The following is a 25496-nucleotide window of genomic DNA, read 5'->3' as shown; positions in this document are numbered from 1 at the left end:
ATTTCTTCAGCTGTATCTCTCTCGAATTCCCCCCTGAATGTCCCACGTTAAACTCCAATACTAAGTACCGAATTTAATACCTTCGTTTTACTTCTTCCACTGCACATATTTTTCTAACATAATTATTGGCATTAGCAAGTTCGACTAATACGGCATCTTTAAAACGAAACGTATCTTGAGTTTGGTGATTATATTAAAGCTGACATTATGTGCAGTGATGATGACAATAGTGTGCTGGATTCAAGGGGGCTTTCTAGGCTGTTCATATGTATCGAGCACTATCTTATGGAAAGCTCTAATCCCACTGTGTTGTGATAAAGACTAAAAAGGAGACCTTAGGTCTCCTTTTGCATTAAGCGGATCACATATCTATAGCGCTTAATCTAACAGATTGTTTTCACGAACATATTGCTCGAAATCTGTGCAGCCACCTATGTGCTTCTCATCGACAAAAATCTGCGGTACTGTTTCAACTGGCTTACCGACAGTTTTTTCTAAATCTGCTTTAGAGATGCCTTCTGCATGGATATCGACATATCTGAACTTAAAGTCATCACGTTTTTCAACGAGTTGCTCAGATAATTGCACAGCACGAACGCAATAAGGACAGCCTGGACGGCCAAAAATAACAACGAACATAATAGCTCCTTAGGATTACTTTAGTCGTTTTATACCATAGGCCTAAGTGAATTGATAATGTCAGCCGCGTTTATTTTCAGTTTGATAGCGACCTTGATAATCAAAATAGCTTTCGAGCAGATCCCAGCCTTTTTTATGTTTCTTCAGCAGCAAGAGATCGGGCATGCGGAATTTATCCGCGTCGCTGATTAACTCTGTCACCTTAGTGTATTTTTTCGGTTTTAATCCCGGTGTACGGCTATGGGGAAAGATGAATAAGGCATATAGGGCTCGCCACTGGGCCGGCGTTTGTAATTTAAAGCGGCGATTGAATTCATTACCGTCGATATCGAGGTACTGCACTTTCAGATTGCCGTCATCGTCGATGAGGCTCATATGCTGGCAGCGGAATAAATGATGGTGCTGTAGGCTGAGCACTTGGCGTAGGCGTTTATCGGGATCGATGAGGGTCGATTGGCAGTGCTGGCAAATGCGTGCGGCAATATCATTCTCTTCGCCGCAATCAGGGCAAGATTTAGATCTAAATCGAAAGTCGCACTGCAGCTTTTTACCTTGCTGTTCGACTATGCCCTGACAGCGGCGACCAAAGTGTTCGATAATGTCGCCATCGTCGTCTGTGAGTCCCCAGAATATATTGGCAAAATCGCATACAGGGCAATGCACTTGCACAGGTACCGTTTTACTGTTGGGTTTAGCTTGGCCGACCTCGGGGAAATACAAGTCATAACCATTGGCTGCATAGTCGATGATAAGACAATCTTTTTTGCCTTTAGCGATTCGCAATCCACGGCCGATCATTTGTTGAAACAGACTGACTGAGGCGGTAGGGCGCAAAATTGCAATCAAATCCACATGGGGCGCGTCGAAGCCTGTCGTCAACACAGCCACGTTGACTAAAAACTTAAGCTCTTGGGCTTTAAAGCGTTCAATCGTCGCGTCACGTTCATTGTCGTGCGTTTGTGCTGTGATAATGGCACTTTGTGCAGCGTGAGCTTGGTTGAGTAGGCCAAAAATCTCATTAGCGTGGCGCACCGTTGCCGCAAAAATGATAATGCCTTTTCTATGTTGGCTCAGTTCAATGAGTTGTTTCACAATCGCAGTGGTCGCGCGGCCGTAATGCCCCAGCAAATCGTTAACCTCGGCTTCGGCATATTCGCCATTCTCGTTTGCTTTAAGTTGGCTGAAATCGTACTGGGCACTGAGGCCATCAAACAGGGTTGGCGCTGTGAGGTAACCTTGCTTAATGAGCGGCCTGATGGGTAGCTCGAACACACAATGTTCGAACACGGCATGTTCAGGAGACCCCACTTTGCCGTGATAGTGATGCTGATAAATCCAGCCAGTGCCAAGGCGATAGGGCGTGGCGGTGAGACCGAGCAATCTTAATTGGGGATTTTTCGTGCGTAAATGCTTGAGTACTTGCTGATATTGGCTGGTTTTTTCTAGGCTGACTCTGTGGCATTCATCAATAATGACTAACGAGAATGGCTGATCGAACTGCATTAATCCCCGCGCTGCCGATTGAATACTGGCAACGACGGTTTTTTCGTCGGTGGCTTTTTGATTGAGTCCCGCCGCATAGATACTGGCTTGTGCTGTGAGGAGGCCGACTTTCTCGGCATTTTGCGCAACTAATTCTTTCACATGGGTGAGCACTAAGACTCTGCCTTTGGCGATGCGTGCCAGTTCGGCGATCACTATGCTTTTGCCGGCGCCTGTGGGCAATACAAGTACGGCGGAAGCTTGGCTTTGCCTAAAATGGGCGATGGCGGCATTAACCGCTTGTTGTTGATAGTCTCTGAGTTTGACTGACACGCTGATAAAAAATCTATGCTGAATAAAAGTGAGGTCGCAAGCTTAACATAACAGGCAAAAAAAATGCCCCTGGTTGGAGGGGCAAGCTAGAGAAAGGAGCAATCACACACACTCTCTCAACAGGGTTCACTTTTAACCTGAGGTTTAAAAAGGGAGGTTCAGGTTACACTTAGCCTATTGGGCATAGACTAAGCGTTGTGGACGTTGTTCGTCACTCGGATATTACTCAGTACGATTCAAGCGTGATTCAATCAAGGTCTCGATCACCGCTGGATCGGCCAAGGTTGATGCATCCCCTAAGTTGGTCACTTCGTTAGCGGCAATCTTACGCAGGAAGCGGCGCATGATTTTGCCCGAACGTGTCTTAGGTAAGCCCGTCGCCCATTGGATGAGATCTGGGGTTGCCAGCGCACCAATTTCTTTACGGACCCATTGACGCAGCTCTTGACGTAGCTCTTCGGTTTCTTCAGTGCCGCGGGTTAGCGTGACATACGCATAAATACCTTGGCCTTTAATATCATGTGGGTAGCCAACTACTGCAGCCTCGGCAACCAGTTCGTGTGATACCAGCGCACTTTCAACCTCTGCTGTACCTAATCTGTGGCCGGATACGTTGATCACGTCATCAACGCGGCCAGTGATCCAGTAGTAGCCATCTTCATCACGGCGTGCGCCGTCACCGGTAAAATACATGCCACGGAAGGTTTTAAAGTAGGTCAGTACAAATCGTTCATGGTCGCCATACACAGTACGCATTTGGCCCGGCCAAGAATCGAGTAACACTAAGTTACCTTCGTTCTCACCTTCTAAAATATTCCCCATGTTATCCACTAAGGCGGGTTGAACGCCAAAGAACGGGCGGGTAGCTGAGCCGGGTTTAGTATCGGTCGCGCCTGGCAGTGGCGTGATCAAAATGCCGCCCGTTTCAGTTTGCCACCAAGTATCGACGATAGGGCAATGTTCATGACCTATGACCTCATGGTACCAACGCCACGCTTCTGGGTTGATAGGTTCACCTACCGAGCCCATGATCCTCAAGCTGCTACCATCGAACTTATCGAAGTGTTGTTTACCTTCGGCCATCAGCGCGCGAATTAAGGTTGGCGCTGTATATAGAATGTTCACTTTATGGCGGTCTATCATTTCGCCTAAACGGGCAGGGCTTGGATGATTCGGCACACCTTCATGGATAAGCACAGTCGCACCATTAGCGAGCGGGCCGTAAACCATGTAAGAGTGGCCAGTGATCCAACCCACATCCGCGGTACACCAGTACACTTCACCCGCTTTGTAGTCGAACACATATTCATGGGTCATAGATGCATAAACCATGTAGCCGCCAGTGGTGTGCAATACGCCCTTGGGATTACCGGTTGAACCTGAGGTATACAGCAGGAATAATGGCGCTTCGGCGTCCATTTCCTCTGGTTGACAGTACTCAGATGCGGTTTCAATCAGTGAGTGCCACCACACATCTCGGCCTTCTACCCAATCCACTTTGCCGCCCGTGCGTTTAAGTACGATGACTTTCTCAACGGTAGTGACATCAGGGTTTTTTAAAGCATCATCGATGTTGCGTTTCAATGGGATAGCACGGCCACCGCGCATACCTTCATCGGAGGTAATAATGACTTTTGATTTGCCATCAATCACCCGAGAGGCGATTGAATCCGGTGAGAAACCACCGAAGACCACAGAGTGCACAGCGCCGATACGGGCACAGGCAAGCATAGCGACTGCAGCTTCTGGCACCATAGGCATGTAAATTGTGACTATATCCCCGCGGCGCACGCCTTGGCTGCGCAGTGCGTTGGCAAACTTACACACATCTGCATGTAATTCACCGTAGGTGATTTTGCGTTGTTCGCTGGCATTGTCGCCTTCCCAAATAATCGCCACGCGATCACTGTGCTCGGCTAAATGACGGTCTAAACAGTTGGCTGAAGCATTCAGGGTGCCATCGTAAAACCAATTGATCGATAAATTATGGTCATCAAAAGAGGTTTTTTTAATTTTGGTATAGGGTTTTATCCAATCAATACGCTTGCCGTGTTCTCTCCAGAAACCTTCAGGATTGACAATCGACTCTTGGTACATTGTTTTATATTTATCGTTGTTTACAAGTGCATTGGCAGCGATATTGCCGGAGACTTTGTAGAGAGACTGCGAGCTCATAGGGCTTCCCTTTTGAAAAATTGCGTGGACTGAGTATGGTATGCAAGGGGGCGGCAACTCCATTAGACCTTGGTCTAGTGTTAAATTTTCCTTTATATTTAGTCTGTTGCATTAAAAATCCGGCTAGATTTTAGGCAGGTTTTATCGCACAATAATCAGAAAAAAGAGCAAAGTATGAATTTAACCTTAGTCGTTGCTGTTATTGCCGTCTGTTATGTCTCGCTTTTATTCCTATTGGCTTGGGGGGCGGAGCGTTGGTTTACTCAGATTACTAAAAAGCTTCAGGTCGTTATCTATGGTCTGAGCTTAGCGGTTTATTGCTCCTCGTGGAGTTTTTTAGGCACAGTTGGGCAATCGGCTAAGGATTTTTGGTCTTTCTTACCGATTTTTATCGGCCCTATTCTGATTTTTACTTTAGGTTTTGGCATGTTACGCAAGATGGTATTAGTGTCTAAGGCGCAAAATATCACTTCCGTGGCCGACTTTATTGCCGCCCGTTATGGCAAATCTCAAACCTTAGCCGCCTTAGTCACCTTAATTGCCTTGTTTGGCATCATGCCCTATATCGCCCTGCAGCTTAAGGCGATGGTGTTCAGTCTTAATTTGTTTCAACCCGCTGACGATCCCCTCGATGGCGTGACGATTCCGTTACTGATCACTTCGCTGTTAGCCATATTTGCCATTTTATTTGGTACTCGCAAACTCGATGCGACTGAGCATAATCCCGGCATGATGCTCGCGATTGCCTTTGAGTCTCTGGTGAAACTTGCCGCATTTTTGTTGGTCGGCATCGTCATCAGTTTCGGAGTGTTCGATGGTTTTGGGGATATTTGGCAGCAGGCCAATGCGCAGTCACTAATTAATTATCCAAATCCACGTATTGAAGCTTTAATGCCTGAGTTACTCGTCGGAATGGCGGCCTTTTTATGTATGCCAAGGCAGTTCCATGTGATGGTGGTGGAATGCGCCGATGAGTCCGTGTTGTCAAAGGGGCGTTGGCTGTTTCCCATCTATTTAGCGCTTTTCGGTTTATTCGTTGGACCGCTCGCCTTGGCGGGGAAGATCATCCTCGGCGATTCAGTGTCGGCCGATACCTATGTGATTAATTTACCGCTGGCGTTAGATCAACCCTTGTTGGCTGTTATTGCTTTGCTGGGCACCTTATCTGCGGCAACGGGTATGGTCATTGTTGCTGTAGTGACTATCAGTGTGATGGTAAGTAATGAATGGCTGGTGCCAGTGATGCTGCGCACGGGTCATATCCGCGAGAAAAACTTCAGTCAGTTCTCGCACCTGTTACTTAATGCCCGCCGCTTAGCCATCGTGATTATTCTGGGCTTAGGCTATGGCAGCTATTTGGCATTATCAAACAGTGATTCCTTGTCCCATTTAGGTATGTTGTCTTTTGGGGCTTTTGCCCAACTCGCGCCAGCTTTAGTCGGTGGACTCTATTGGAAACACGGCAATCGTGCAGGGGTATTTTTAGGGCTCGGCGTGGGCTTTACGTTGTGGTTCTACATCATGTTGCAGGGCATGACAGATGTGCAAAGTTCATCGGCGTTCTTGTCTGGCGTTGCGAGCGAGAAAGGCCTACTAGATGCGATAACGCCCAATGTGCGTGATGCGCTGACGGCTCTTTTTGCCAATATCGCCTGTTATATATTGGGTTCTATTTGGTTTAGAGCAGGTGTGGCTGAGCGTATTCAGGCCAGTGCTTTTGTGAGCCCTGGCAAATTGAAAAACAGCGCCAATAAGAAAAATGGTCCGATTTCACAGCAAGATTTACTGATACTGGCGAGTCGCTTCGTTAGCCCAACGCGCGCCTATGAGAGTTTTAGCCGTTTCTCGATTGATGCGGTAAAAAGTGATAGTTGGCATAAAGCGGCGCCGCCGGAGTTGATTTCCCACACTGAACGTTTATTGGCGGGCGTACTCGGCGCTTCAAGCGCAGCGCTAGTGATGGATTCTGTGCTGCAAGGGCGCGATTTAGCGCTGGATGAAGTCTTTAGTCTGGTCGATGAAGCTTCATCGAAAATCATGCTCAGTCAAGACATGTTGCGCGGCGCGATTGAGCATGCCTATGAAGGCATGAGTGTTATCGATAACGATCTCAATCTTGTGGCATGGAATTACAAATATGTGGAGCTGTATCAATATCCCGATGGATTTTTGCAGCAGGGCATGCCGATCAGTGAAGTGATCCGCTTTAATGCGGCGCGGGGTTATTGTGGTGAAGGTGAAATAGAACAGCAGGTTGAGCAGCGGGTGCAGCACATGCGTAATGGCACGCCGCACACTTCTGAGCGCCATCGCAGGGACGGTAAAGTGATAAAAATTCAGGGAAATCCTATGCCAGATGGCGGCTTTGTGATGACCTTTACCGACATTACTCAGTATCGCGAACAGGAGCGCGCGCTGCTTGAGGCCAATGAAACCTTAGAGAGCCGTGTTAACGAACGTACCTATGAATTGGCTATGTTAAACAGTGAGTTACTGGAGGCTAAAGCGCAGGAAGAAATCGCTAACGCTTCTAAGAGTCGCTTCTTGGCCGCCGTCGGCCATGATTTAATGCAGCCACTTAATGCTGCGCGATTGTTCACTGCGTCGTTATCTCAGTATCCCAATCTAGATCGTGAGGCCAGAACCACCTTATCCCATGTGAATAGCTCGCTAAAAATTGCCGGCGAATTGCTCACCGACCTATTGGATATTTCTAAACTCGACTCAGGTATGGTGGATGTTAATCGCCGTGACTTTGCGATTTCAGAACTTATCAATGGGTTATCGGTGGAATTTGAGGCGATGGCAGCGGATAACCAAATTCGTTTTAAGATGGTCCCATGCAGCGCAACCGTTAATTCCGATCCTTCGTTGTTACGGCGTGTCTTGCAAAACTTTTTAACCAATGCCTACCGTTATGCTCGCGGTGGCAGAGTGTTATTTGGTTGCCGTCATCGAGGTCATTACCTTGAAATCCAAGTGTTAGACACTGGTTGTGGTATTGATGAAAAAGAAACCCAAGAAATTTTCAAAGAATTTAAGCGGTTGAATAATCCTAAGAGCAACAATGTTAGCGGCTTGGGCTTAGGTCTGGCGATTGCTGATCGCATCAGTAAAGTGTTAGAACACGGTATTCAGGTTTCGTCCCATTTAGGGCGCGGCTCGGTCTTCTCCATTTGTGTTCCGCTTGGAGAAACTGTGCGTCAGCCACAAGTGAAAGCGTTGCCGTCGCTGCTGCAGCCGTTGTCGGGTATCAAAGTGTTGTGTATCGACAACGAAGAGGCCATTTTAGCTGGATTAGAAAGCCTATTAAGCCGCTGGCAGTGTGAGGTTATCTGTGCAAAAGATTTATCCGATGCACGCATTAAACTAGGACTGAAAGGCGTCGCGCCTGATATTGTGCTCGCGGATTACCATTTAGATGATGGCCAAAATGGCGTCGATGCGATGGACGGTATTCGTGCCCTGTATGGCAAAGATTTACCCGGTATTTTGATCACCGCTAATACCCGCAAAGAGTTGGTGGAAGATGTGCAACGCCGCGGCTATCACTATATGGCGAAAATGATAAAACCTGCCGCGCTACGTGCCTTGATTTCTAGCTTGGTAAAATAAGCTTGGTATACGTGCTAGGTAACATGAGTTTAGTGACGTCGGCACGTTTAACGAAATGCCAAGATAATCGCGTAATTTTTTATGCGGCTTATCTTGGCTAAACGGTTTGACACAGGTTTGTGGGTGTAACTAAATACATGACTAGAGTTTGAATACGGCCAGTTTATTGTTTAAATTCAGTGATAATTCGGCCAAACTTTCACTTTCTTGAGCCAAATAAGTTGCCGATTCAGAGACTTCGAGCGCTGAGTTATTAATCCCGCACACGTTTCTGTTCATGTCTTCTGCGACCACACTTTGTTCTTCTGCGGCGGTGGCGATATGGGTTGCCATGTCACTCACATGTTTTATATGAGCAACAATAAGCGATAAATCCTTCCCCGCTTTTGCCGATTGACTCACACTGTTTTCTGCCAGTGCACGGCTTGCATCCATTGCCTTAGCGGCGCTCACGGCCCGTTGTTGCAATAATGAAATCGTGTTTTGAATTTCTTCGGTCGATTGCCTAGTGCGACTGGCAAGTTGCCTCACTTCATCGGCGACTACAGCGAACCCTCGCCCTTGCTCGCCAGCGCGGGCGGCTTCGATTGCCGCATTCAGTGCCAGCAAGTTGGTTTGGTCTGAAATCGCGCTGATAACAGAGGTGACCTCGCTGATCTGCATGACTTCCTCTTTAAGCATATTCACTTGATCCGTCGCTTGCTCCACTTCTTTGGCAAGAGCATGAATACCATCTACGCTGGCGTGAACATCTTGGTCGCCCAGGCCAGCTTCCCAAGTGGCTTCTTTGGTATCTTTGGCTGTGCTCTCCGCATTATTCGCGACATCGGCGATAGTGGCGCTCATTTCATTCATGGCTGTGGCAAGTTGGGCGAGTTGATCCCGCTGATTATTTACCGCTTGATTGGTTTCCTCTGCAGTTGAGGCGATCCGAGCCGAGGCCTGTGCAACATTGTCAGCGCTATGACTCGCTTGAAGTAAAGTGCTACGAATGGAGTCTATGCTTTGGTTTATATTGTGGGCTAAGATGCCAAGTTCATCTTTACCATAGATTTTTAGCTGAGTTGTTAAATCACCTTTTGTGATGGCGAGCATAGCCAGATTCACATCATCCAATGGCTGAGTAATAGAGCGGCTAATGGCATATCCTAGCCAAGCCATAAGCACAATAATGACAAATGTAATGCCTCCCATGGTGAGGTATTCATTCCAAATGGTGGCTTCGATATCTTGGAGTAACATACCTGAGCCTAAGATCCAGCCCCAAGGTTTAAATCCCATGACAAGTGAGATTTTTTGCGCTGATTTGCCATTCGCCGTCGTCCAGCGGTATTCGACTAATCCTTGTTTGCCATCACGGCCGAGTTCGACCATTTCGAACCAATAATTCTCTTCGCCTCGATTTCCCATTTGTTGGCCAACCAGTTCTTTTTTGATGGGATGAACGATAACGTGCCTCGATTCATCAATCACAAACAAGTAGTTATCACCATCAAAACGCATGTCGTTTAACATGTCTTTAGCGGCTTGCTGTGCTTGCTCTAGGGGGAGCGATTGCGACAACGCTTGGATACGGGTGCTGGCGAGGGACAATACGGCATTAAGTCGTGCTTCACGCTCTGCCATCAGGTTGTGCTTTAGGGCTGTGACGGAAATAGTGAGTAAAATTAAGGCACCTGCGAGGGCGATAATGAGCTGTAGTGCGAGTTTTCGATTAACGGGGATGTCAGCGAGTTTGAACATATGATCTCCTTTTCTTTGTGTAGCGATTTAAGCCATTCCCTCTGCTCAAGTTGTTGTCAGCTTTTGGCGAAAGATATGTTGTGTAAAGTGAGTGATATAAGCATCGTTGGCTTTGATAAAATTTCCAGTTGGCGGATTAAATAAATGCACTAAATTACAGAGTTTTAATGGAAATTGTGAGCAATATTGCAATTGCAACCTTAGCGCGTTTATCTATCGAGAGAATGCGAGATTCGAACAAGGGAAGGGCTGCTGAGTCTGATATAAGTCAAGCAGTTCGAACCCCTCGCGCGCAGTGCGCAGGGGTCCGTTTATTCGACGTTAAAGGCTTATTGAGTTGAAAGAGCGTTAAGCTAAAAGATGGCCAAGCGTTAAAGTATCAACCGTGGCTGATAAGCTGCGGCTCGGCACTGCTTGATGATACTTTAATGCCTGCTGCGACTTGCTTCATCGCGCTGGTGAGTTGGCTTAATTGTGCTGAGCTAATGATATAGGGCGGCATGATATAGATAAGGTTGGCGAAGGGACGCACCCAGACGCCTAAATCAACAAATTGCTGCTGTAACTCAGCGGTATTGACGGGTTCGTGCATCTCTAACACGCCGACAGCGCCGAGCACTCGCACGTCTTTAACGCTGGGTAAGTCAATCGCAGCGTTAAGTTCTAAACGCATTTGCTGTTCGATAGCAGCCACTTGCGCTTGCCATTCATTACGGTTAATTAAGTCTAAGCTTGCACACGCCGCAGCGCAGGCTAGCGGGTTACCCATAAAAGTAGGGCCATGCATAAACACGCCAGCGGGAGATTGGCTGATTCCTTGGGCAACTTTATCGGTACATAGCGTTGCCGCTAGGCTGATATAACCGCCAGTTAGCGCTTTGCCTAAACATAAGATATCAGGGGTAATATTGGCGTGTTCATGGGCAAAAAGCTTGCCTGTTCGACCAAAGCCAGTGGCTATTTCATCTAAGATCAGCAGGACATCAAATTCATCACATAGGGCACGAAGACCCGTTAAATAATCTGCGCTGTAGAAACGCATACCGCCAGCGCCTTGCATTATCGGCTCTATAATCACTGCGGCAATCTCATGGTGATTAATGCTTAATATGTCGCGCATTGCGGTTAAATCATCGGCTTGTAAGGCTTCGCCAAAGGCGGTTTGTGGCGCGGGCACAAATGATTGCTTGGTTACTGCATCGCCAAACATAGTGTGCATGCCGCCTTCGGGATCGCATACGCTCATCGCGGCAAAGGTATCGCCGTGGTAACCCTTCTTAACGGTAAGAATGCGTTGTTTTAGCGGTCGCTCTTCTCCATGTACACTTCGCCCTTGCCAACTCTGACCTTGCCAATATTGCAGCGCCATTTTAATTGCCACTTCGACTGAGATAGATCCAGAGTCGCACAAAAAGACCTTTGTCAGCGGTTCGCAGGTCATAGCGATAAGTTTTTTGCACAGTTCAATGGCGGGTTCATGGGTGATACCGCCAAACATCACATGGCTCAGTTGATGCAACTGTTTTTCCATCGCGGTTAATATCTCGGGATGTGCATAGCCGTGCACACAGGCCCACCACGAGCTAGTGCCATCGACCAACTTGCGGCCATCAACTAATTCCAATTCACAGCCTTTGGCACTGTGTACACCAAAAACAGGAAGAGATCGGGTCATTGAGGTGTAAGGATGCCAAATATGGGCGCTATCAAAGTCAAAATCGAGTAAATTGCGCATAAATGCTCACTTTTGGGTGATAAAGTAGCCATTAGTAAACTTGGTTCACTGGTTGGCGTTGACAGTTTAAGGGCTGAGGTTATCCTAGCCAAGATAAAAAACAGAATAAAAAGGGTGTTCAATGTCGCAGTTGCAAGTTCGTCATGATTGGAAGCGGGAAGAAATCGAAGCCTTATTTGCGCTGCCGATGAATGACTTATTATTTAAAGCACACAGTATTCACCGTGAGGTATACGATCCTAATGAAGTGCAAATTAGCCGTTTATTATCGATTAAAACTGGTGCTTGCCCTGAGGATTGTAAATATTGCCCGCAGAGTGCTCGCTATGACACAGGTCTAGAAAAAGAGCGTTTGCTGGCAATGGAAACTGTGCTGACCGAGGCACGCAGTGCTAAAGCCGCGGGTGCCTCTCGTTTCTGCATGGGCGCAGCTTGGCGTAATCCAAAAGAAAAAGACATGCCGTACCTTAAACAAATGGTGCAAGAAGTTAAAGCCTTAGGTATGGAAACCTGTATGACGCTTGGTATGCTGTCTGAAGATCAAGCGAACGATTTAGCCAGTGCTGGCTTAGATTATTACAACCATAATTTAGATACTTCGCCTGAATATTACGGCGATGTGATCACGACACGTACCTATCAAAATCGTTTAGATACACTGACACATGTGCGTGCTTCTGGCATGAAAGTGTGCTCGGGCGGGATTGTCGGCATGGGTGAAAAGGCGACGGATCGTGCAGGCTTACTACAACAGCTGGCTAATTTACCGCAGCATCCTGATTCAGTGCCGATCAATATGTTAGTTAAAGTGGCGGGCACGCCGTTTGAGAAGCTTGACGACCTCGACCCACTCGAATTTGTGCGTACTATCGCCGTAGCGCGTATCTTAATGCCGCTTTCCCGCGTGCGGTTATCGGCAGGCCGCGAAAATATGAGTGATGAGTTGCAGGCCATGTGTTTCTTTGCTGGCGCTAACTCGATTTTCTATGGTTGTAAATTGCTGACCACACCAAACCCAGAAGAAAGCGATGATATGGGGCTATTTCGACGTTTAGGCTTACGTCCAGAGCAGGGCGCCGCGGCAAAACTGGAAGAAGAAAGTGCTGTTTTAGCAAAAGCGGCGGCCTATCAAGATAAGTCATCGGCACAATTCTATGACGCGGGTGCTTTGTAATATCACTGAGTGCATGTTGTCCGACAAACAGGTCGAATAGCCTGTAAACCTTGTTGGCTGCAGCCTATTTTGATTGCGGCCGATAGCTTTATTGGCCGCACTCCATTTTTCAAGCAAGCATTTTTAAGACAATCATTCTTGAGGCTAAATCGATGAGTTCTCTGCTCGAGATGAAAATTGCCGACCGTCAGCAAGCCTTACGTGAGCAAGGTTTATTACGGCAACGTAAAATGCTGAGTGTTGATCACAGCTTTGATGTTAACGCACCCACTTCGAGCCCGCGCTTTGTGTTCGAAGGGCGATCCTATGTTAATTTTAGCAGTAATGATTATTTAGGCTTATCCCGCGTTCCTGAGTTGGTTGAAGCACTGCACCTTGGCGCGCAGACCTACGGTGTGGGTAGCGGCGCATCGCCCTTAGTGACAGGGTACAGTGATGCGCATGTCACACTTGAACGTGAACTCTGCGCCTTAACGGGGCATGAAGCGGGATTACTATTCTGCTCGGGCTTTAGTGCTAATACGGCGTTAATGAAAACCTTGTTTGATCAGCAAGATACTGTGATTGCCGATAAACTTGTGCATGCCTCAATTATTGATGGTTTACAAGATAGTGGCGCGCAGCTTAAACGTTTTTTACACAATTCGCTTGAGAGCGCTGAGCGGCTTCTGACTCGAAATCACGCATCGGCGTTAATCACAGAAAGCGTGTTTAGCATGGACGGGGATTGTGCGCCGATCGTGCAGTTATCGGCGCTTTGTCGTCAACAAAATACTTGGTTGATTGTTGATGATGCCCATGGTTTTGCGGTACTCGATGGCTATCAAGATAGTGATGCAAGAGATAAAGCCGCCAAGCTTATCGATGTGCAAGTGGTGACCTTTGGTAAGGCATTAGGTTGCCAAGGCGCAGCGGTTTTGGGGAGTCAGACGCTGATCGACTTTTTGGTCAGTAATGCCCGCGAATATATTTATTCGACCGCCTTATCGCCCGCCAATGCCGCATTAGCGTTAGCCGCGACTCGGTACTGCACTGCACATCCTGAGTTACAGCAGAAACTGCTTGAGAATATTTCGCTATTCAAACAGTTATGCCTCGATGCTGCCGTGCCCCTTTTAGGTTCGGATACCGCAATTCAGCCGTTGATCATTGGCGATGCGCAGCAAACCCTGCAAGTCGCCGAAGCGTTAAGAGCTGCGGGCATTTGGGTTGGGGCGATTCGCCCGCCGACGGTACCTGTAGGGTCGGCGCGGTTACGCATTACCTTAACGGCGGCCCATACCGCTGAAGATATTGCTGCTTGTGTTGAGCAATTAGCCCAAGTGCTCAGTCGTGTTGGTATTCCGCTTGTCAGTGAACGAGAATCTGCCGATGAGTACAGATAAATGTACCCTATAGATCGCGTTATTTTATTGAATGTTAAGTTTTTATGGTTGAGTGTTAGTTAAAATGCCAAGCCTGATAAAGTCTAGTGATCTAAGCTGTAGTGAGTCTGCTCATGAGTCAAACAAGTTTATAGCTTGCGATCTTAAGCTGAGCAAGCTTGATGTGGACGCTTCTTATGGGGGCGTTCTCGCGGGGACTGTGTCCAATGTGCACGGAACTCAAATTGCTGAACGTTTTTCCGCAGCGGCCCATAGTTACCAAGATCATAATCAATTACAACGCCTGAGCGCTGCCAGTTTACTCAGTGAGTTTTCGGCAGCAGGTTATCTGTTAGATATAGGGGCAGGCCCAGGCACGGATTTTTCTGCGTACCACAGTGTGTCTCAACCAGCAGATCTCTCTACGCAAAATCCATCCACAACTGTATTTGCCGTGGATATTGCCCTTGGCATGCTACAAAAGCTAAAACAGTCTTATCCCGATTATCTCGGCGTATGTGCCGATGCGCAGTGTTTACCTTTTACCAATGGCTGCATGGATGTTATTTACTCTAATCTAGCCCTGCAATGGTGTGCTGATTTTCCTGCTGCGGTAGCCGAAATGGCGCGGGTACTTAAGCCGAACGGCGAGTGTCATTTGAGCCTAGTAGCGCAGGGGAGTTTGAATCAATTAGCTGAATTAGGGTTAAGAGTGAATGACTTTTCGACGCTGGAGGTGCTAAAAGCTGCATTTAAACTCGATACATGGCAATTACTTGAAGTGCGACTCGTCCCTATGACAGTGTATTTTGACACTCTTAAGGCACTACTCTATTCAATTAAAGGTGTGGGGGCTTCTGTACATGTCGCCAGTTCAACAACTCGGGTTTCAGGTTCAACAGTGAGTGCTTCAGAATTCACTCCACGGCTGCGTGGTCGTCAAGATTGGCAGGACATGCAGGCCAAAGCCGAATCGCTACGTTTACCCCAAGGTTTGCCTTTAACCTACCAGATAGTTCAAATACGTGCTCGGCGTAGGTTTTAAAGTTCACATATTATGCCTTTAGTCATGGCATTATCAATTAGCACTAATATCTAGAAAACGTTGGATTTTTAACATTACGTATAGAGATCGTTAGCTATATGGACATTTAGCTTATGGAGAGTGTGCTTAACAAAGCACAACTCATAGCAACAGATAAGGATCTAATATGTATTTTGTAACAGGTACAGATACCGATAGCGGTAAGACTTTGGTTTCGGCGGCATTATTAACCGCTGTGAATCGTTTAGGGCTCATAGCCAATGCTGACTCTGCTGTGAGTATTCTTGCAGCCAACACTATGTTGACTTTAGGTGTTAAGCCCATCGCCTCGGGCTGCGCGCAAACCTCTGAAGGATTGCGTAATGCCGATGCGTTACAGCTGATGACGTCATCATCGTTAAAATTGGCTTATCCACTCATCAATCCTTTTTCCTTCGAACCTGCGATTGCACCGCACATTGCCGCCGCCCAAGTGGGCGTGAGTTTAGCGCCTGAAGCTATTATTGAAAGTTTAGATTTAGTGGCATTTGCTCAAGCGGATTTTTGCTTGATTGAAGGCGCGGGAGGCTGGCGTTTACCCTTAGGTGATGGCAGGTATCTTTCGGAAGTCGTACAGAGATTAGAACTGCCAGTGATACTCGTGGTTGGCATGAAACTCGGCTGCTTAAATCATGCATTGCTGACTCAAGAGGCGATATTGGCCGATGGGCTTAAGATTGCAGGCTGGGTTGCTAATCGTGTCGACCCGAATATGAGTATGTTTGAGGAGAATCTGACGAGCCTTAAAGAGATGATGACAGCACCTTTCCTCGGTTGTGTGCCATTTCTCGAGGATCCAAGTGCTGAAAATGCTGCTGACTATGTCGATATTGCGCCACTTTATCAAGGTGAGGAGAGCAGTACTTAGCGACTACTTAATTGTTTAAGACTTTCCCCTAAGCGGAACGGTTATTTTTCTTTTGATAAAAAATGAGCCTCAAATTATGTTGAGGCTCATTTCTATCAAGGCTGCTGACTAATATTCGCAAAATCTCGCAAAATAGTGCCTGCACATTGAAGCTAAGCGCCGCTATTGATTTGCTGCTTCAATGCGGTTGAGGCTTTAAAGCTGGGCTGATTGTAACCGTCGATTTCTATGGCTTCGCCCGTTTGTGGATTACGCCCTGTTTTAGCGACATGGTATCTGAGTTCAAAGGTGCCAAATTGTGGCAGGAAAATTTTCTCGCCTTCGCTCAAGGCGACGTGGATCTGTTGCAGTATCTGCTCAACCACAGGTTTAGTACTCGCTTGCGATGCATTGAGCTCGGCGGCAATACGTTGGATAAGTTGTGCTTTGTTCATAGAAACCTCTGAAGTCAGCTTAGGTTCAATCGAAGGGGGAGTTATAACAAGCTCGTCCCGAGATTGAAAGCCATAGCAAGCTCAGCGCGGTTGATTGGTGTTTTATTGACAGGCTTGTGAAGCTTTTGGTGATTGTGTGTTGCTAAAGTAAGTACAAGTTTGTCGGATTGAGTGGTGGGCTGATTTTACTGGGCGAAGTGACTGACTTAATTTAAAGGCTTATTGAAAGCCTTAGTTTAAAACCTTAGTTAAAAGGCCTAAGCGCAAGGCGTATTGCGCTTAAGCTATAAATTGAACACTATTCAACCGTTGGGTGATGAGAAACCCCTTTTAACGCTTGCCTATGAAAAGAGCGTTTCTTCCAGAGTGCGACCTTTCAGCAGCATCTTGTATTGCCATTGATGCTGATTGAAGAGGGCGAATAGGCGCATCTCAATATCATTGTTGTGCGCTTTTTCTGTATTTGTGTCGTCTAGCTGGATAATAAACACATTGCTTTGTTTTGAGCTGATGTTCACCACTCCCGCCAGTTTTGCCACTTCCGCTTGCAATGCATCGCTGTCACAGTTTTGCATGGTTAACGTCAGGTAATCGCTGTCGGTCGACGCATGCATTGACACTGCTTGACTCAGTTGGCCTTTATCTAAATACAACACTTGATCGCACAACTTTTCGAGCTCATCGAGATTATGGGAGCTGATCATAAAGGTCGTGGTGGGTGATAAGGCTTTGACCAGTTCACGGACTTTTTTCGCATTGGCAGGATCGAGTCCCGCCGTCGGTTCATCTAATAATACTAATTCTGGCGAGCCAATCAGCGCCTGCGCAATCGATACACGTTTACTCATACCGTGGCTAAGGCTAGGCGGTTTTTGCTCGGCAACATCAATTAGATCGACCAAGGCCAACACGCGCAGTGCCTCTTGCTTTGCTTGCTCCACGTTCATTCCCTGCAGGCGAGCGAAAAATATTAACTGACTGACAATCGTCAAGTTGGGATCGAGCACTGCATCTTGGGGTAAAGCGGCAATCTTGCCTAAGAGTTTAGGGCTATTGGGGGCTTCACCGAGTAGGGTTATGGTTCCAGAGCTGGGTGATAAATAGCCGCATAACAGGCTAAAAAGCGTGGTTTTACCCGCACCATTGGGACCGACAAGGGCAATGGGGGCCCCCGCTTCAAGACTGAAACTCACATCATTCAGCGCCTTTTTGCTGCCGTAAAGCTTCGACAGCCCTTGGCATTGGATCAGACTCATAGCGAGCTCCTTTGCATATAAATTCTGCCGAGCAAGAGGGCCACAGCGGTTTGTAACAGTGGAATCGGGGAATAGACTAAGCTATTGAGTCCATTGGTATTGAGCATGTCCGACAGTTGAGCACCGGGTAATACCCACTGGAGTTGTGCTAGTAGGCTAGATTGGTTAGCTAACACCATGATAGTGATGGAAATCACTGTCCATAAAATGGTGGCAAACACCATAGCTTGGCGTGCCGTGCGTGCATACAGGGACAATAAAGTCATCACAGCCGTGTAGGGCAAGATCACTATGATGAGGTTAAGACCCACCAAGGCGCCAGATGTTAACGCAGATAAAAACAGTTGGCTGTCGCGGCTGAGCGCGAGGGCGACAGTGGCGATAATCGTTAATAGGATCAGTAAACCTTGGATCAGGATTTGGCCGAGAAAACGCCCGAACAATAAGCTGTCACGGCTAGTGCGTATGGTTAAGAAGCGCAGCGTGCCGCGGGTTTTATCCGATGAGAACTGATCGGCGGCGATAAGAATGCTGAACAGTGGAAACAAATACAGCGCAAAGCACCAAAACACCGCCATTTCGGCCACGGGCCACTCAAAGAGCACATTGAGGGTATTGGCACCAAATAAGCTGTCGATGATATCTTTTACATTGGGCTGCAATAACATGGCCGATGCACTTTGAATGGGGTAAAGCAGAAGTACACCCCAAACTAAACCAAAGGCGACCAAGGCGATGATCCCGCGGGTATTAAATAAAAATTTGCGCAGTTCAAACATGGCGATAATAAACATGTTGTTGAAACTGCTGGGTGGATTATTGGTCATGTGCTGTCTCTATTCTTTTTGCGCTAGGTTCAGGGGCTATGGTGCTTGGCGCGACTATGTTGGTGCGGTTCAGTTTCTCACCCTTGGGTAGACAGTGGATTGGTCCATAAGTGCCATGTTGCTCACATAGCACTTATTATCCATCGGTATTTATCAGTCATTATCTATCGCTAATTAGCTCAATGAGGCGATTAATTCATCGAGCTTTTGCGTCAGTTCGGCGACTTGTTGTTCAAGCTCTGTCACTCTGTTCACTAATTCAAGCGGCTCTGCGTCTACAGACACAGCGACATGGGCTAAGGTATGACTTGTGCTATGGGATTGGCTAGCACTTTCGTGCGATGACGCTGCAGAGAATAATTCCACATAACGGGATTCACGGCGACCGGCTTCTCTGGGTAATTGTTTTAAGAAGGGCTTTTCACGGCTCATTAATTGACGGATGCAATCTTCCACGTCGATCACGTCTTTAAATTCGTGTAGGCGATTGCTGCGGGTCCGTAGTTCTCCCGGTGTTTGTGGACCACGTAATAGCAACAAACAGACGATGGCGAGTGCGGCGGGGGACAGTTGAAGTTCGCTGAATTCGGTATTGCAGAACCTGTGTTTGTATTTAACGACGCGGCTGCCGAATCCCGACTGTTCGCTGATCAAACGTTTCCGATTTAGGGAATCAACGGCGATTTGCACTTGGGTTTCACTGAGTTCGAGTACGGGCTCGCGGCTGGTTTTTTGATTGCAGGCTAAGGTCAATGAGTTTAGCGAGAGTGGATATTGCTCGGGGGTGGTGATTTCTTTCTCAAGCAGGCATCCGATGACTCTGGCTTCGTGTAACGTGAGTTCCATATAAGCTCCAAAGAAAAAAGCATGGCTTTGTTTATAACAGAGCCATGCTTAATATCCTAGGAGTTGTCAGTCAAACTCTGCCTTAGTGGCGGTAAACTGTACAATTTTAACGCTAAGTCCTGAATAGAGTTGATTATTCTGCTGTTTCAGTTAAACGCAGACCATCATTATCTATGCTCAGTTGGCCATTCTTAAACAAGCCACCTATGGCTTTTTTGAAGGCTTTTTTACTCATGCCAAGCTGATCGTAAATGATTTCAGCATCGGTTTTATCGGTCAGGGCTAAGAAGCCGCCAGCCTGTTTGAGTTTTATCAGGATAATGTGGGCATGCTTATCTAACTCTTGTTTACTGCCTTGTTGCAGCACAAGATCGATTTTGCCATCGCGGCGCACTTGTTTGATGAAACCTTTGAGTCTTTGGCCGAAACGCAGTTTTTGGAACACTTCGTTTTCGTAAATCACGCCCCAATGGGCATGATTAATAATGGCTTTGTAGCCTAAATCTGTGGTGCCGCCGATGTATAAATCGACCTGCTCACCGACTGTGTAGTCCGGCTCTGTCTTATCGAGGAACTTATCGATTTTTGATGAGGCCATGATGCGTTCATCGGCGCGGTTAGCGTGTACATAGACCAGATATGAACGGCCTTCTTCGATAGGCTTATGTTGCTCACCGAAGGGCAGTAATAAATCTTTATCTAAACCCCAGTCTAAAAAGGCGCCATAAGGACCGGTTGCAACGGCTTTTAAATAGGCAAATTCGCCTACCTGTGCCAATGGACGGCGCGTGGTAGCAATCACGATATCTTCAGAATCTAGATACAGAAACACGTCAAGCAGATCACCGACTTGGCAGTCTTTTGGGGTGACTTTGTTTGGCAGCAGTACTTGCCCTAATTCGTGGGCGTTTAAATACACGCCAAAGCTGACTTGTTTTACAACCTCAAGTTTGCAGGTTTTACCTATCTGTACCATGGATCTCTCTGTGCATAATGGAATGTGATTCGGTTGCGATTATACACTTCGGTGCTGAAACTGCAGCATTATTGTCTTTGAGCTTTATTTTAGCGTGTGTGGGCCGTCACTCAGCGAAGGCTTGATCACGCATTGTGTCTCGGAGGAACCACTGATTTGTGGCGGGGTTTGGCGCCGTGATATTGGTTGTTTGGCTTTGCTTAATGTTGGCAAATGTGCATCACTTGAGTGACACACAAAAATCAGGGATATTTGCAGGGGTAAATGTCAATAAAAGTGACAAAGGTGATATAAAAAATATTGAACAGACTCGTACGACGTTTATGGGTTAACTAACTAATATTACTCTATTTAAAACCAATGGGTGGCGGGTGATTGTTAAGCAGGTGTTTATTATATTTTAATGTAAAAGATTAAATGAGATTCTTGCTTGCATTCTGTGACATTGCGCGGTTTAATTGCGCCGTTCAACGATTCCGCTCGTTGCAGACATTACAAATATTACGTGAGTAATAAAGGTTTTATGGTTCACCAGTCATTAACCGTGTAATTAACAGTAGATGTAGTTACATGGGGTTAAGAGGGTTTTTATTAGCTAATGCACAAGCATCCATTTTTTGCACTTTGCCTAAAAGTGTCACAATACCAACGCTCGATTGTCGTACCATACGATGATACTGGCCTTAAGCATCTCACGTTGATCCGCATCAATTCTGGCCGCGAAGAAGCCAATAGTCCCCTGTTAAAATAATCTTGCCTAGCGATAAGCTGGTTTGGCGTTTTCGCTAGTTCAGTGTTATCGGTTTTCGTTTTCTACTTGTGTTATCGGTTTCTGAAGGTCTTAACCTCTTTCAAACGTCTTTAAGCTACTTATTAGCTTGATGTTTTAAGGATGCGACTCAGGATCTTATTTGGCTTTTTGGCGGTATTTGCGCCCTTTAGCCTGAGGATAAATGCAAGCGAGGCAAGTAAAGATAGCTTTACTGAGGTAAGGGAATAAGCTTTCCCTTCAATATGATACGATGTATTGCGCTAAGATGCGTTGTCTCTTGCGCTATTAATGAAAATCGCAGCAATGTCACTTACACTAGCGTGACGTTGCGGCATTAAGGAGAAGGTAAAATCTACCTTCGTGTATGTCAGGTAAGGTGTCCCTTTGCCTGGGTTTGTCGAACGGGCGGTTGTGCTATTAAGCCATAACCGTTTAACCCATTTTTTAATAGACGGGCTAAATAATAATGAATGATTGGTCTATTGATGATGCTCGTGCTGGGTACAATGTTACTCACTGGAGCCAAGGTTTTTATGGGATTAGCGATCAAGGTGAGGTGACTGTGTCACCGGACCCCAAAAATCCTGATTACAAGATTGGCTTAAATGAGCTAGCCAAAGACATGGTTAAGGCGGGAGTCGCTTTACCTGTACTAGTTCGTTTTCCGCAGATCCTGCACCACAGAGTGAACAGTTTGTGCCAAGCATTCGACCAAGCGATACAGAAGTACGAGTATCAGGCGGACTATTTGCTGGTTTACCCGATTAAAGTAAACCAACAGCAAACTGTGGTGGAAGAGATCCTGGCGAGTCAGGCATCAAAAGAAGTACCACAACTGGGTTTAGAAGCGGGCAGTAAGCCTGAGCTGATGGCTGTGTTAGCCATGGCGCAAAAAGCCAGTTCAGTCATTGTATGTAATGGTTATAAAGATAATGAATATATCCGTTTAGCACTGATTGGTGAAAAGTTAGGCCACAAGGTTTACATCGTTTTAGAAAAACTGTCTGAACTGAAAATGGTGTTAGCTGAATCTAAACGTCTGGGTGTGACACCGCGTTTAGGTCTACGTGCACGTTTAGCGTTCCAAGGCAAAGGCAAGTGGCAGGCGAGCGGCGGTGAGAAATCTAAGTTCGGTTTATCTGCTGCGCAAATTTTGCTGGTTGTAGAGCAACTTAAGCAACACGATATGCTGGATTCGCTGCAATTGCTGCATTTCCACTTAGGTTCGCAAATCGCTAATATCCGTGATATTCGCCAAGGTGTGAGTGAAGCGGGTCGTTTCTACTGTGAATTACGTGAATTAGGCGCAAGCGTTAACTGCTTCGACGTCGGTGGTGGTTTAGCGGTGGATTACGATGGCACTCGTAGCCAAAGTAATAACTCGATGAACTATGGCCTGACCGAATACGCCAACAACATAGTTAACGTATTGACTGACATCTGTAATGAATACGAGCAACCTATGCCACGTATTATTTCAGAATCGGGTCGTTACTTAACGGCGCACCATGCAGTGCTTATCACCGATGTTATCGGTACTGAAGCTTATCAGCCTGAAGATATTCAACCGCCTGCGGAAGATTCACCACAGTTATTGCATAACATGTGGCATTCATGGTCTGAGATCAGCGGCCGCGCCGATCAACGTGCTTTGATTGAGATTTACCACGATAGCCAAAGTGACTTACAAGAAGCGCATTCGCTATTTGCTTTAGGTCAATTGACCTTAGCGGAGCGTGCGTGGGCTGAGCAAGCTAACCTGCGCGTGTGTCATGAAGTGCAAGGGCTATTGAGTGCGAAAAACCGTTATCACAGACCTATCATTGATGAACTCAATGAAAAGTTAGCCGATAAGTTCTTTGTTAACTTCTCATTATTCCAGTCATTACCGGATGCTTGGGGTATTGACCAAGTGTTCCCAGTATTGCCGTTATCGGGCCTAGATAAAGCCCCTGAGCGCCGTGCTGTCATGCTCGATATCACCTGTGACTCTGACGGTATTGTCGATCAATACGTTGATGGTCAAGGGATTGAAACCACGCTGCCAGTGCCAGCATGGAGTGCGGATAGCCCATACCTGATTGGTTTCTTCCTTGTGGGTGCATACCAAGAAATCTTGGGTGATATGCATAACCTGTTTGGTGATACAAACTCAGCAGTGGTTCGCATCGAAGATAATGGTGTGACTAACATCGAATCGGTATTGGCGGGTGACACGGTTGCTGACGTATTGCGTTACGTTAACTTAGATGCGGTGGCCTTTATGCGCACTTATGAAGAGTTAGTGAATCTGCATATCGCCGAAGGTGAACGCGCACAAATTTTAGAAGAATTGCAACTAGGGCTGAAAGGCTATACCTATTTAGAAGATTTTTCTTAATTTCTAGCGTGTTAAAATAAATCAGCCTTGGGTAACCTCGGCTGATTTTTGTTTTTATAAGGACAGATTTTTCGCTTTTATTGCCGTTTTAGTCGTGTAAAATCGCGTTGTTCTAGGATCAAGTAAAGGATGAGTGACGATCATGAGGTCAAAGGGTTGATGTTTTTTGAAGGTTCAGAAAAAAAACTCGAGATTATCGTGACGGCGTCTGCGCCGAATTTACGCGAACTCGATGTGAGTTTTTGGTCTGCCTTAGTCAACTGTGCCCACGCCGAGATACTGTCGCAGTTAAGTAATGCGGACTGTGATGCCTATCTGTTGAGTGAATCCAGCTTGTTTGTATGGCACGACAGATTTGTCATGCTCACCTGTGGTAACAGTACCTTAGTGGACGCCGCCTGTTACTTTATCGGCGCGCTTGGCGCACCTGCGATGGCCTTGGTGAGTTATCAGCGTAAAAACGAATACCAAGCTCATCTGCAAACCACGAGTTTTGCCGAAGATATTGGCAAACTGCGCCAACGTATTGCCGGTAAAGCCTTTCGAGTGGGCCATCTCGACAGCCATCATCACTATTTTTTCTGCTCTGACAGTGATTATCGAGCACCAAAGGATGATCAAACCAGTGAGCTGTTGATGTACCACATTCGTGGCGAATTTGCCGACTATCTTAATGGCGGCTCGCAGAGTAAAGATGAGATTTGCGCCGCACTCGAGCTTAACGATTTACTCCCTGAATTTGAGATTGACGCCCATTTATTTGATCCGTCAGGCTTTTCGATGAACGGTATTTGGGGCAAATATTATGTTACTTTGCATATTACGCCTCAAAGCGAGAATGCGTGCGCTAGCTCCTATGTGAGCTTTGAAACGAATCTGGATTTAGCGCAGTATCCGCAAGATCTATTAGCGCGTCTATTAACCTTGTTTGCTCCTGTCAGTTGGGACACAATCCGCTTTAATACCGACGACTCAACGCAGGGATTTCCTGCCCATTTATGCTTAGGGCGGTGTTCATTAACGACCGAGCAAGGTTATAACATTGGTTTTAGCCACTATCAGCAGCTTCAGGCTGAAGTGCTGATCCCTGAACTCATGTGAATTTTTGGCGTTTGCTTAAGGAAACCCTATGACAGATCTCAGTGATATCCGCCGCGAGTATGCCAAAGGCGGCTTAAGACGTGCCGACTTACCGCAAAACCCGATGGACTTGTTTGAATTGTGGATGACGCAGGCGAGGGATGCAGAGCTTAGCGATCCCACCGCCATGTGTGTGGCGACTGTGGATGAGCACGGCCAACCTTTTCAACGAATAGTATTACTTAAGCGTTTTGATGACACAGGTTTCGTATTTTTTACTAACCTTGGCAGCCGCAAAGCACAGCAAATTGCTGCTAATAATAAAGTCAGTTTGCATTTCCCTTGGCATCCTCTAGAGCGTCAAGTATCTGTGCTTGGTGAAGCGCAGGCACTGTCCACCGCTGAAGTGCTTAAATACTTTATGACCCGTCCTAAGGACAGCCAAATTGCGGCTTGGGTATCGCAGCAGTCGAGTAAACTCAGCGCTAGACAAGTACTTGAAGGCAAATTCTTCGAAATGAAAGCTAAGTTCGCCAAGGGCGATGTGCCTTTACCCAGTTTTTGGGGCGGTTACTTAGTGAGACCTTCGAGTATTGAATTTTGGCAGGGTGGAGAACACAGGCTACATGATCGTTTTATTTATTCTCGCCATGATGCAGAGTGGGAAATCGATCGTTTAGCGCCTTAGTACGGTGCATAGTTCGATAGCTCGG

At 46.7% G+C, this 25496-nt stretch carries 19 protein-coding genes; 9 read left to right on the top strand and 10 right to left on the bottom strand.

Annotated features, from left to right (window positions below):
• Positions 1-378 precede the first annotated feature (378 nt).
• From HQQ92_RS11430 to acs, 3 genes are all read right to left on the bottom strand, one after another.
• Positions 379-639, bottom strand: a complete 261-nt coding sequence (locus HQQ92_RS11430) for a GrxA family glutaredoxin (protein WP_028760344.1) — start codon at positions 637-639, stop codon at positions 379-381.
• A 60-nt stretch (positions 640-699) separates the two neighbouring features.
• Positions 700-2454, bottom strand: a complete 1755-nt coding sequence (locus tag HQQ92_RS11425; protein WP_173245432.1) for a DEAD/DEAH box helicase — start codon at positions 2452-2454, stop codon at positions 700-702.
• A 222-nt stretch (positions 2455-2676) separates the two neighbouring features.
• Positions 2677-4629 carry an acetate--CoA ligase gene (acs, locus tag HQQ92_RS11420; protein ID WP_028760342.1) on the bottom strand — a complete coding sequence of 651 codons (1953 nt, stop codon included), beginning with the start codon at positions 4627-4629 and terminating at the stop codon, positions 2677-2679.
• A gap of 174 nt (positions 4630-4803) precedes the next feature.
• Here acs and HQQ92_RS11415 point away from each other — a divergent pair, with 174 nt between their 5' ends.
• Complete coding sequence (locus HQQ92_RS11415; RefSeq protein ID WP_173245429.1) at positions 4804-8244, top strand: PAS domain-containing hybrid sensor histidine kinase/response regulator; 3441 nt, start codon at positions 4804-4806, stop codon at positions 8242-8244.
• Between the two features lie 141 nt (positions 8245-8385).
• On the opposite strand, the gene HQQ92_RS11410 is transcribed toward HQQ92_RS11415, so the two are convergent.
• Positions 8386-9987, bottom strand: a complete 1602-nt coding sequence (locus tag HQQ92_RS11410; protein ID WP_173245426.1) for a methyl-accepting chemotaxis protein — start codon at positions 9985-9987, stop codon at positions 8386-8388.
• Between the two features lie 379 nt (positions 9988-10366).
• Positions 10367-11722 (bottom strand): adenosylmethionine--8-amino-7-oxononanoate transaminase, encoded by a 1356-nt coding sequence (gene bioA / locus HQQ92_RS11405; RefSeq protein ID WP_173245423.1) that lies wholly within the window; start codon positions 11720-11722, stop codon positions 10367-10369.
• 121 nt (positions 11723-11843) lie between these two features.
• Here bioA and bioB point away from each other — a divergent pair, with 121 nt between their 5' ends.
• The 4 genes from bioB to bioD all read left to right on the top strand — a co-directional run bounded on the left by bioB (position 11844) and on the right by bioD (position 16212).
• Positions 11844-12896 carry a biotin synthase BioB gene (gene bioB / locus HQQ92_RS11400; RefSeq protein ID WP_028760338.1) on the top strand — a complete coding sequence of 351 codons (1053 nt, stop codon included), beginning with the start codon at positions 11844-11846 and terminating at the stop codon, positions 12894-12896.
• 152 nt (positions 12897-13048) lie between these two features.
• A complete protein-coding gene (locus HQQ92_RS11395) occupies positions 13049-14281 on the top strand; it encodes an 8-amino-7-oxononanoate synthase (protein ID WP_173245420.1) in 1233 nt (410 codons plus the stop codon).
• A 64-nt stretch (positions 14282-14345) separates the two neighbouring features.
• Positions 14346-15305, top strand: coding sequence for a methyltransferase domain-containing protein (locus HQQ92_RS11390; protein ID WP_173245417.1), 960 nt, complete (start codon positions 14346-14348; stop codon positions 15303-15305).
• 166 nt (positions 15306-15471) lie between these two features.
• Entirely contained in the window at positions 15472-16212 is a 741-nt protein-coding gene (gene bioD, locus HQQ92_RS11385) for a dethiobiotin synthase (protein WP_173245413.1), read from the top strand.
• Positions 16213-16364: 152 nt separating this feature from the next.
• Here the strand turns inward: bioD and HQQ92_RS11380 are convergent, their stop codons facing one another.
• The 5 genes from HQQ92_RS11380 to HQQ92_RS11360 all read right to left on the bottom strand — a co-directional run bounded on the left by HQQ92_RS11380 (position 16365) and on the right by HQQ92_RS11360 (position 20551).
• A complete protein-coding gene (locus HQQ92_RS11380) occupies positions 16365-16664 on the bottom strand; it encodes an HU family DNA-binding protein (RefSeq protein ID WP_302051434.1) in 300 nt (99 codons plus the stop codon).
• Positions 16665-16987: 323 nt separating this feature from the next.
• Positions 16988-17902: an ABC transporter ATP-binding protein gene (locus HQQ92_RS11375; RefSeq protein WP_173245407.1), complete on the bottom strand. Its 915-nt coding sequence runs from the start codon at positions 17900-17902 to the stop codon at positions 16988-16990.
• Positions 17899-18729, bottom strand: coding sequence for an ABC transporter permease subunit (locus HQQ92_RS11370; RefSeq protein WP_028760332.1), 831 nt, complete (start codon positions 18727-18729; stop codon positions 17899-17901). The genes HQQ92_RS11375 and HQQ92_RS11370 overlap by 4 nt, the downstream gene beginning before the upstream one ends.
• 174 nt (positions 18730-18903) lie before the next feature.
• Positions 18904-19575 (bottom strand): YceH family protein, encoded by a 672-nt coding sequence (locus HQQ92_RS11365; RefSeq protein WP_113938766.1) that lies wholly within the window; start codon positions 19573-19575, stop codon positions 18904-18906.
• A 133-nt stretch (positions 19576-19708) separates the two neighbouring features.
• Positions 19709-20551, bottom strand: coding sequence for a S1 RNA-binding domain-containing protein (locus HQQ92_RS11360; protein ID WP_105252833.1), 843 nt, complete (start codon positions 20549-20551; stop codon positions 19709-19711).
• Positions 20552-21149: 598 nt separating this feature from the next.
• On the opposite strand from HQQ92_RS11360, the gene HQQ92_RS11355 reads away from it, so the two are divergent.
• From HQQ92_RS11355 to pdxH, 4 genes are all read left to right on the top strand, one after another.
• Positions 21150-21302, top strand: a complete 153-nt coding sequence (locus tag HQQ92_RS11355; protein WP_173245404.1) for a hypothetical protein — start codon at positions 21150-21152, stop codon at positions 21300-21302.
• 487 nt (positions 21303-21789) lie between these two features.
• Positions 21790-23703 carry a biosynthetic arginine decarboxylase gene (gene speA / locus HQQ92_RS11350; RefSeq protein ID WP_028760330.1) on the top strand — a complete coding sequence of 638 codons (1914 nt, stop codon included), beginning with the start codon at positions 21790-21792 and terminating at the stop codon, positions 23701-23703.
• Between the two features lie 159 nt (positions 23704-23862).
• Positions 23863-24804 carry an adenosylmethionine decarboxylase gene (locus HQQ92_RS11345; RefSeq protein WP_173248650.1) on the top strand — a complete coding sequence of 314 codons (942 nt, stop codon included), beginning with the start codon at positions 23863-23865 and terminating at the stop codon, positions 24802-24804.
• Between the two features lie 28 nt (positions 24805-24832).
• Entirely contained in the window at positions 24833-25471 is a 639-nt protein-coding gene (gene pdxH / locus HQQ92_RS11340; RefSeq protein WP_131523902.1) for a pyridoxamine 5'-phosphate oxidase, read from the top strand.
• Positions 25472-25496: the final 25 nt, after the last annotated feature.

The organism is Shewanella sp. DC2-4 (genome assembly GCF_013248875.1).
GTDB classification, from domain to species: Bacteria; Pseudomonadota; Gammaproteobacteria; order Enterobacterales; family Shewanellaceae; genus Shewanella; species Shewanella oncorhynchi.
This window is presented reverse-complemented; position numbering and strand designations above follow the sequence as displayed.

Bases quoted from the DNA above. Each gene is read 5' to 3' on its own strand.
- HQQ92_RS11430 (WP_028760344.1), bottom strand. From the start codon at position 639: ATGTTCGTTGTTATTTTTGGCCGTCCAGGCTGTCCTTATTGCGTTCGT.
- acs (WP_028760342.1), bottom strand. From the start codon at position 4,629: ATGAGCTCGCAGTCTCTCTACAAAGTCTCCGGCAATATCGCTGCCAAT.
- HQQ92_RS11415 (WP_173245429.1), top strand. From the start codon at position 4,804: ATGAATTTAACCTTAGTCGTTGCTGTTATTGCCGTCTGTTATGTCTCG.
- HQQ92_RS11410 (WP_173245426.1), bottom strand. From the start codon at position 9,987: ATGTTCAAACTCGCTGACATCCCCGTTAATCGAAAACTCGCACTACAG.
- bioA (WP_173245423.1), bottom strand. From the start codon at position 11,722: ATGCGCAATTTACTCGATTTTGACTTTGATAGCGCCCATATTTGGCAT.
- bioB (WP_028760338.1), top strand. From the start codon at position 11,844: ATGTCGCAGTTGCAAGTTCGTCATGATTGGAAGCGGGAAGAAATCGAA.
- HQQ92_RS11395 (WP_173245420.1), top strand. From the start codon at position 13,049: ATGAGTTCTCTGCTCGAGATGAAAATTGCCGACCGTCAGCAAGCCTTA.
- HQQ92_RS11390 (WP_173245417.1), top strand. From the start codon at position 14,346: ATGCCAAGCCTGATAAAGTCTAGTGATCTAAGCTGTAGTGAGTCTGCT.
- bioD (WP_173245413.1), top strand. From the start codon at position 15,472: ATGTATTTTGTAACAGGTACAGATACCGATAGCGGTAAGACTTTGGTT.
- HQQ92_RS11375 (WP_173245407.1), bottom strand. From the start codon at position 17,902: ATGAGTCTGATCCAATGCCAAGGGCTGTCGAAGCTTTACGGCAGCAAA.
- HQQ92_RS11370 (WP_028760332.1), bottom strand. From the start codon at position 18,729: ATGACCAATAATCCACCCAGCAGTTTCAACAACATGTTTATTATCGCC.
- HQQ92_RS11365 (WP_113938766.1), bottom strand. From the start codon at position 19,575: ATGGAACTCACGTTACACGAAGCCAGAGTCATCGGATGCCTGCTTGAG.
- HQQ92_RS11360 (WP_105252833.1), bottom strand. From the start codon at position 20,551: ATGGTACAGATAGGTAAAACCTGCAAACTTGAGGTTGTAAAACAAGTC.
- HQQ92_RS11355 (WP_173245404.1), top strand. From the start codon at position 21,150: ATGCACAAGCATCCATTTTTTGCACTTTGCCTAAAAGTGTCACAATAC.
- speA (WP_028760330.1), top strand. From the start codon at position 21,790: ATGAATGATTGGTCTATTGATGATGCTCGTGCTGGGTACAATGTTACT.
- HQQ92_RS11345 (WP_173248650.1), top strand. From the start codon at position 23,863: ATGTTTTTTGAAGGTTCAGAAAAAAAACTCGAGATTATCGTGACGGCG.
- pdxH (WP_131523902.1), top strand. From the start codon at position 24,833: ATGACAGATCTCAGTGATATCCGCCGCGAGTATGCCAAAGGCGGCTTA.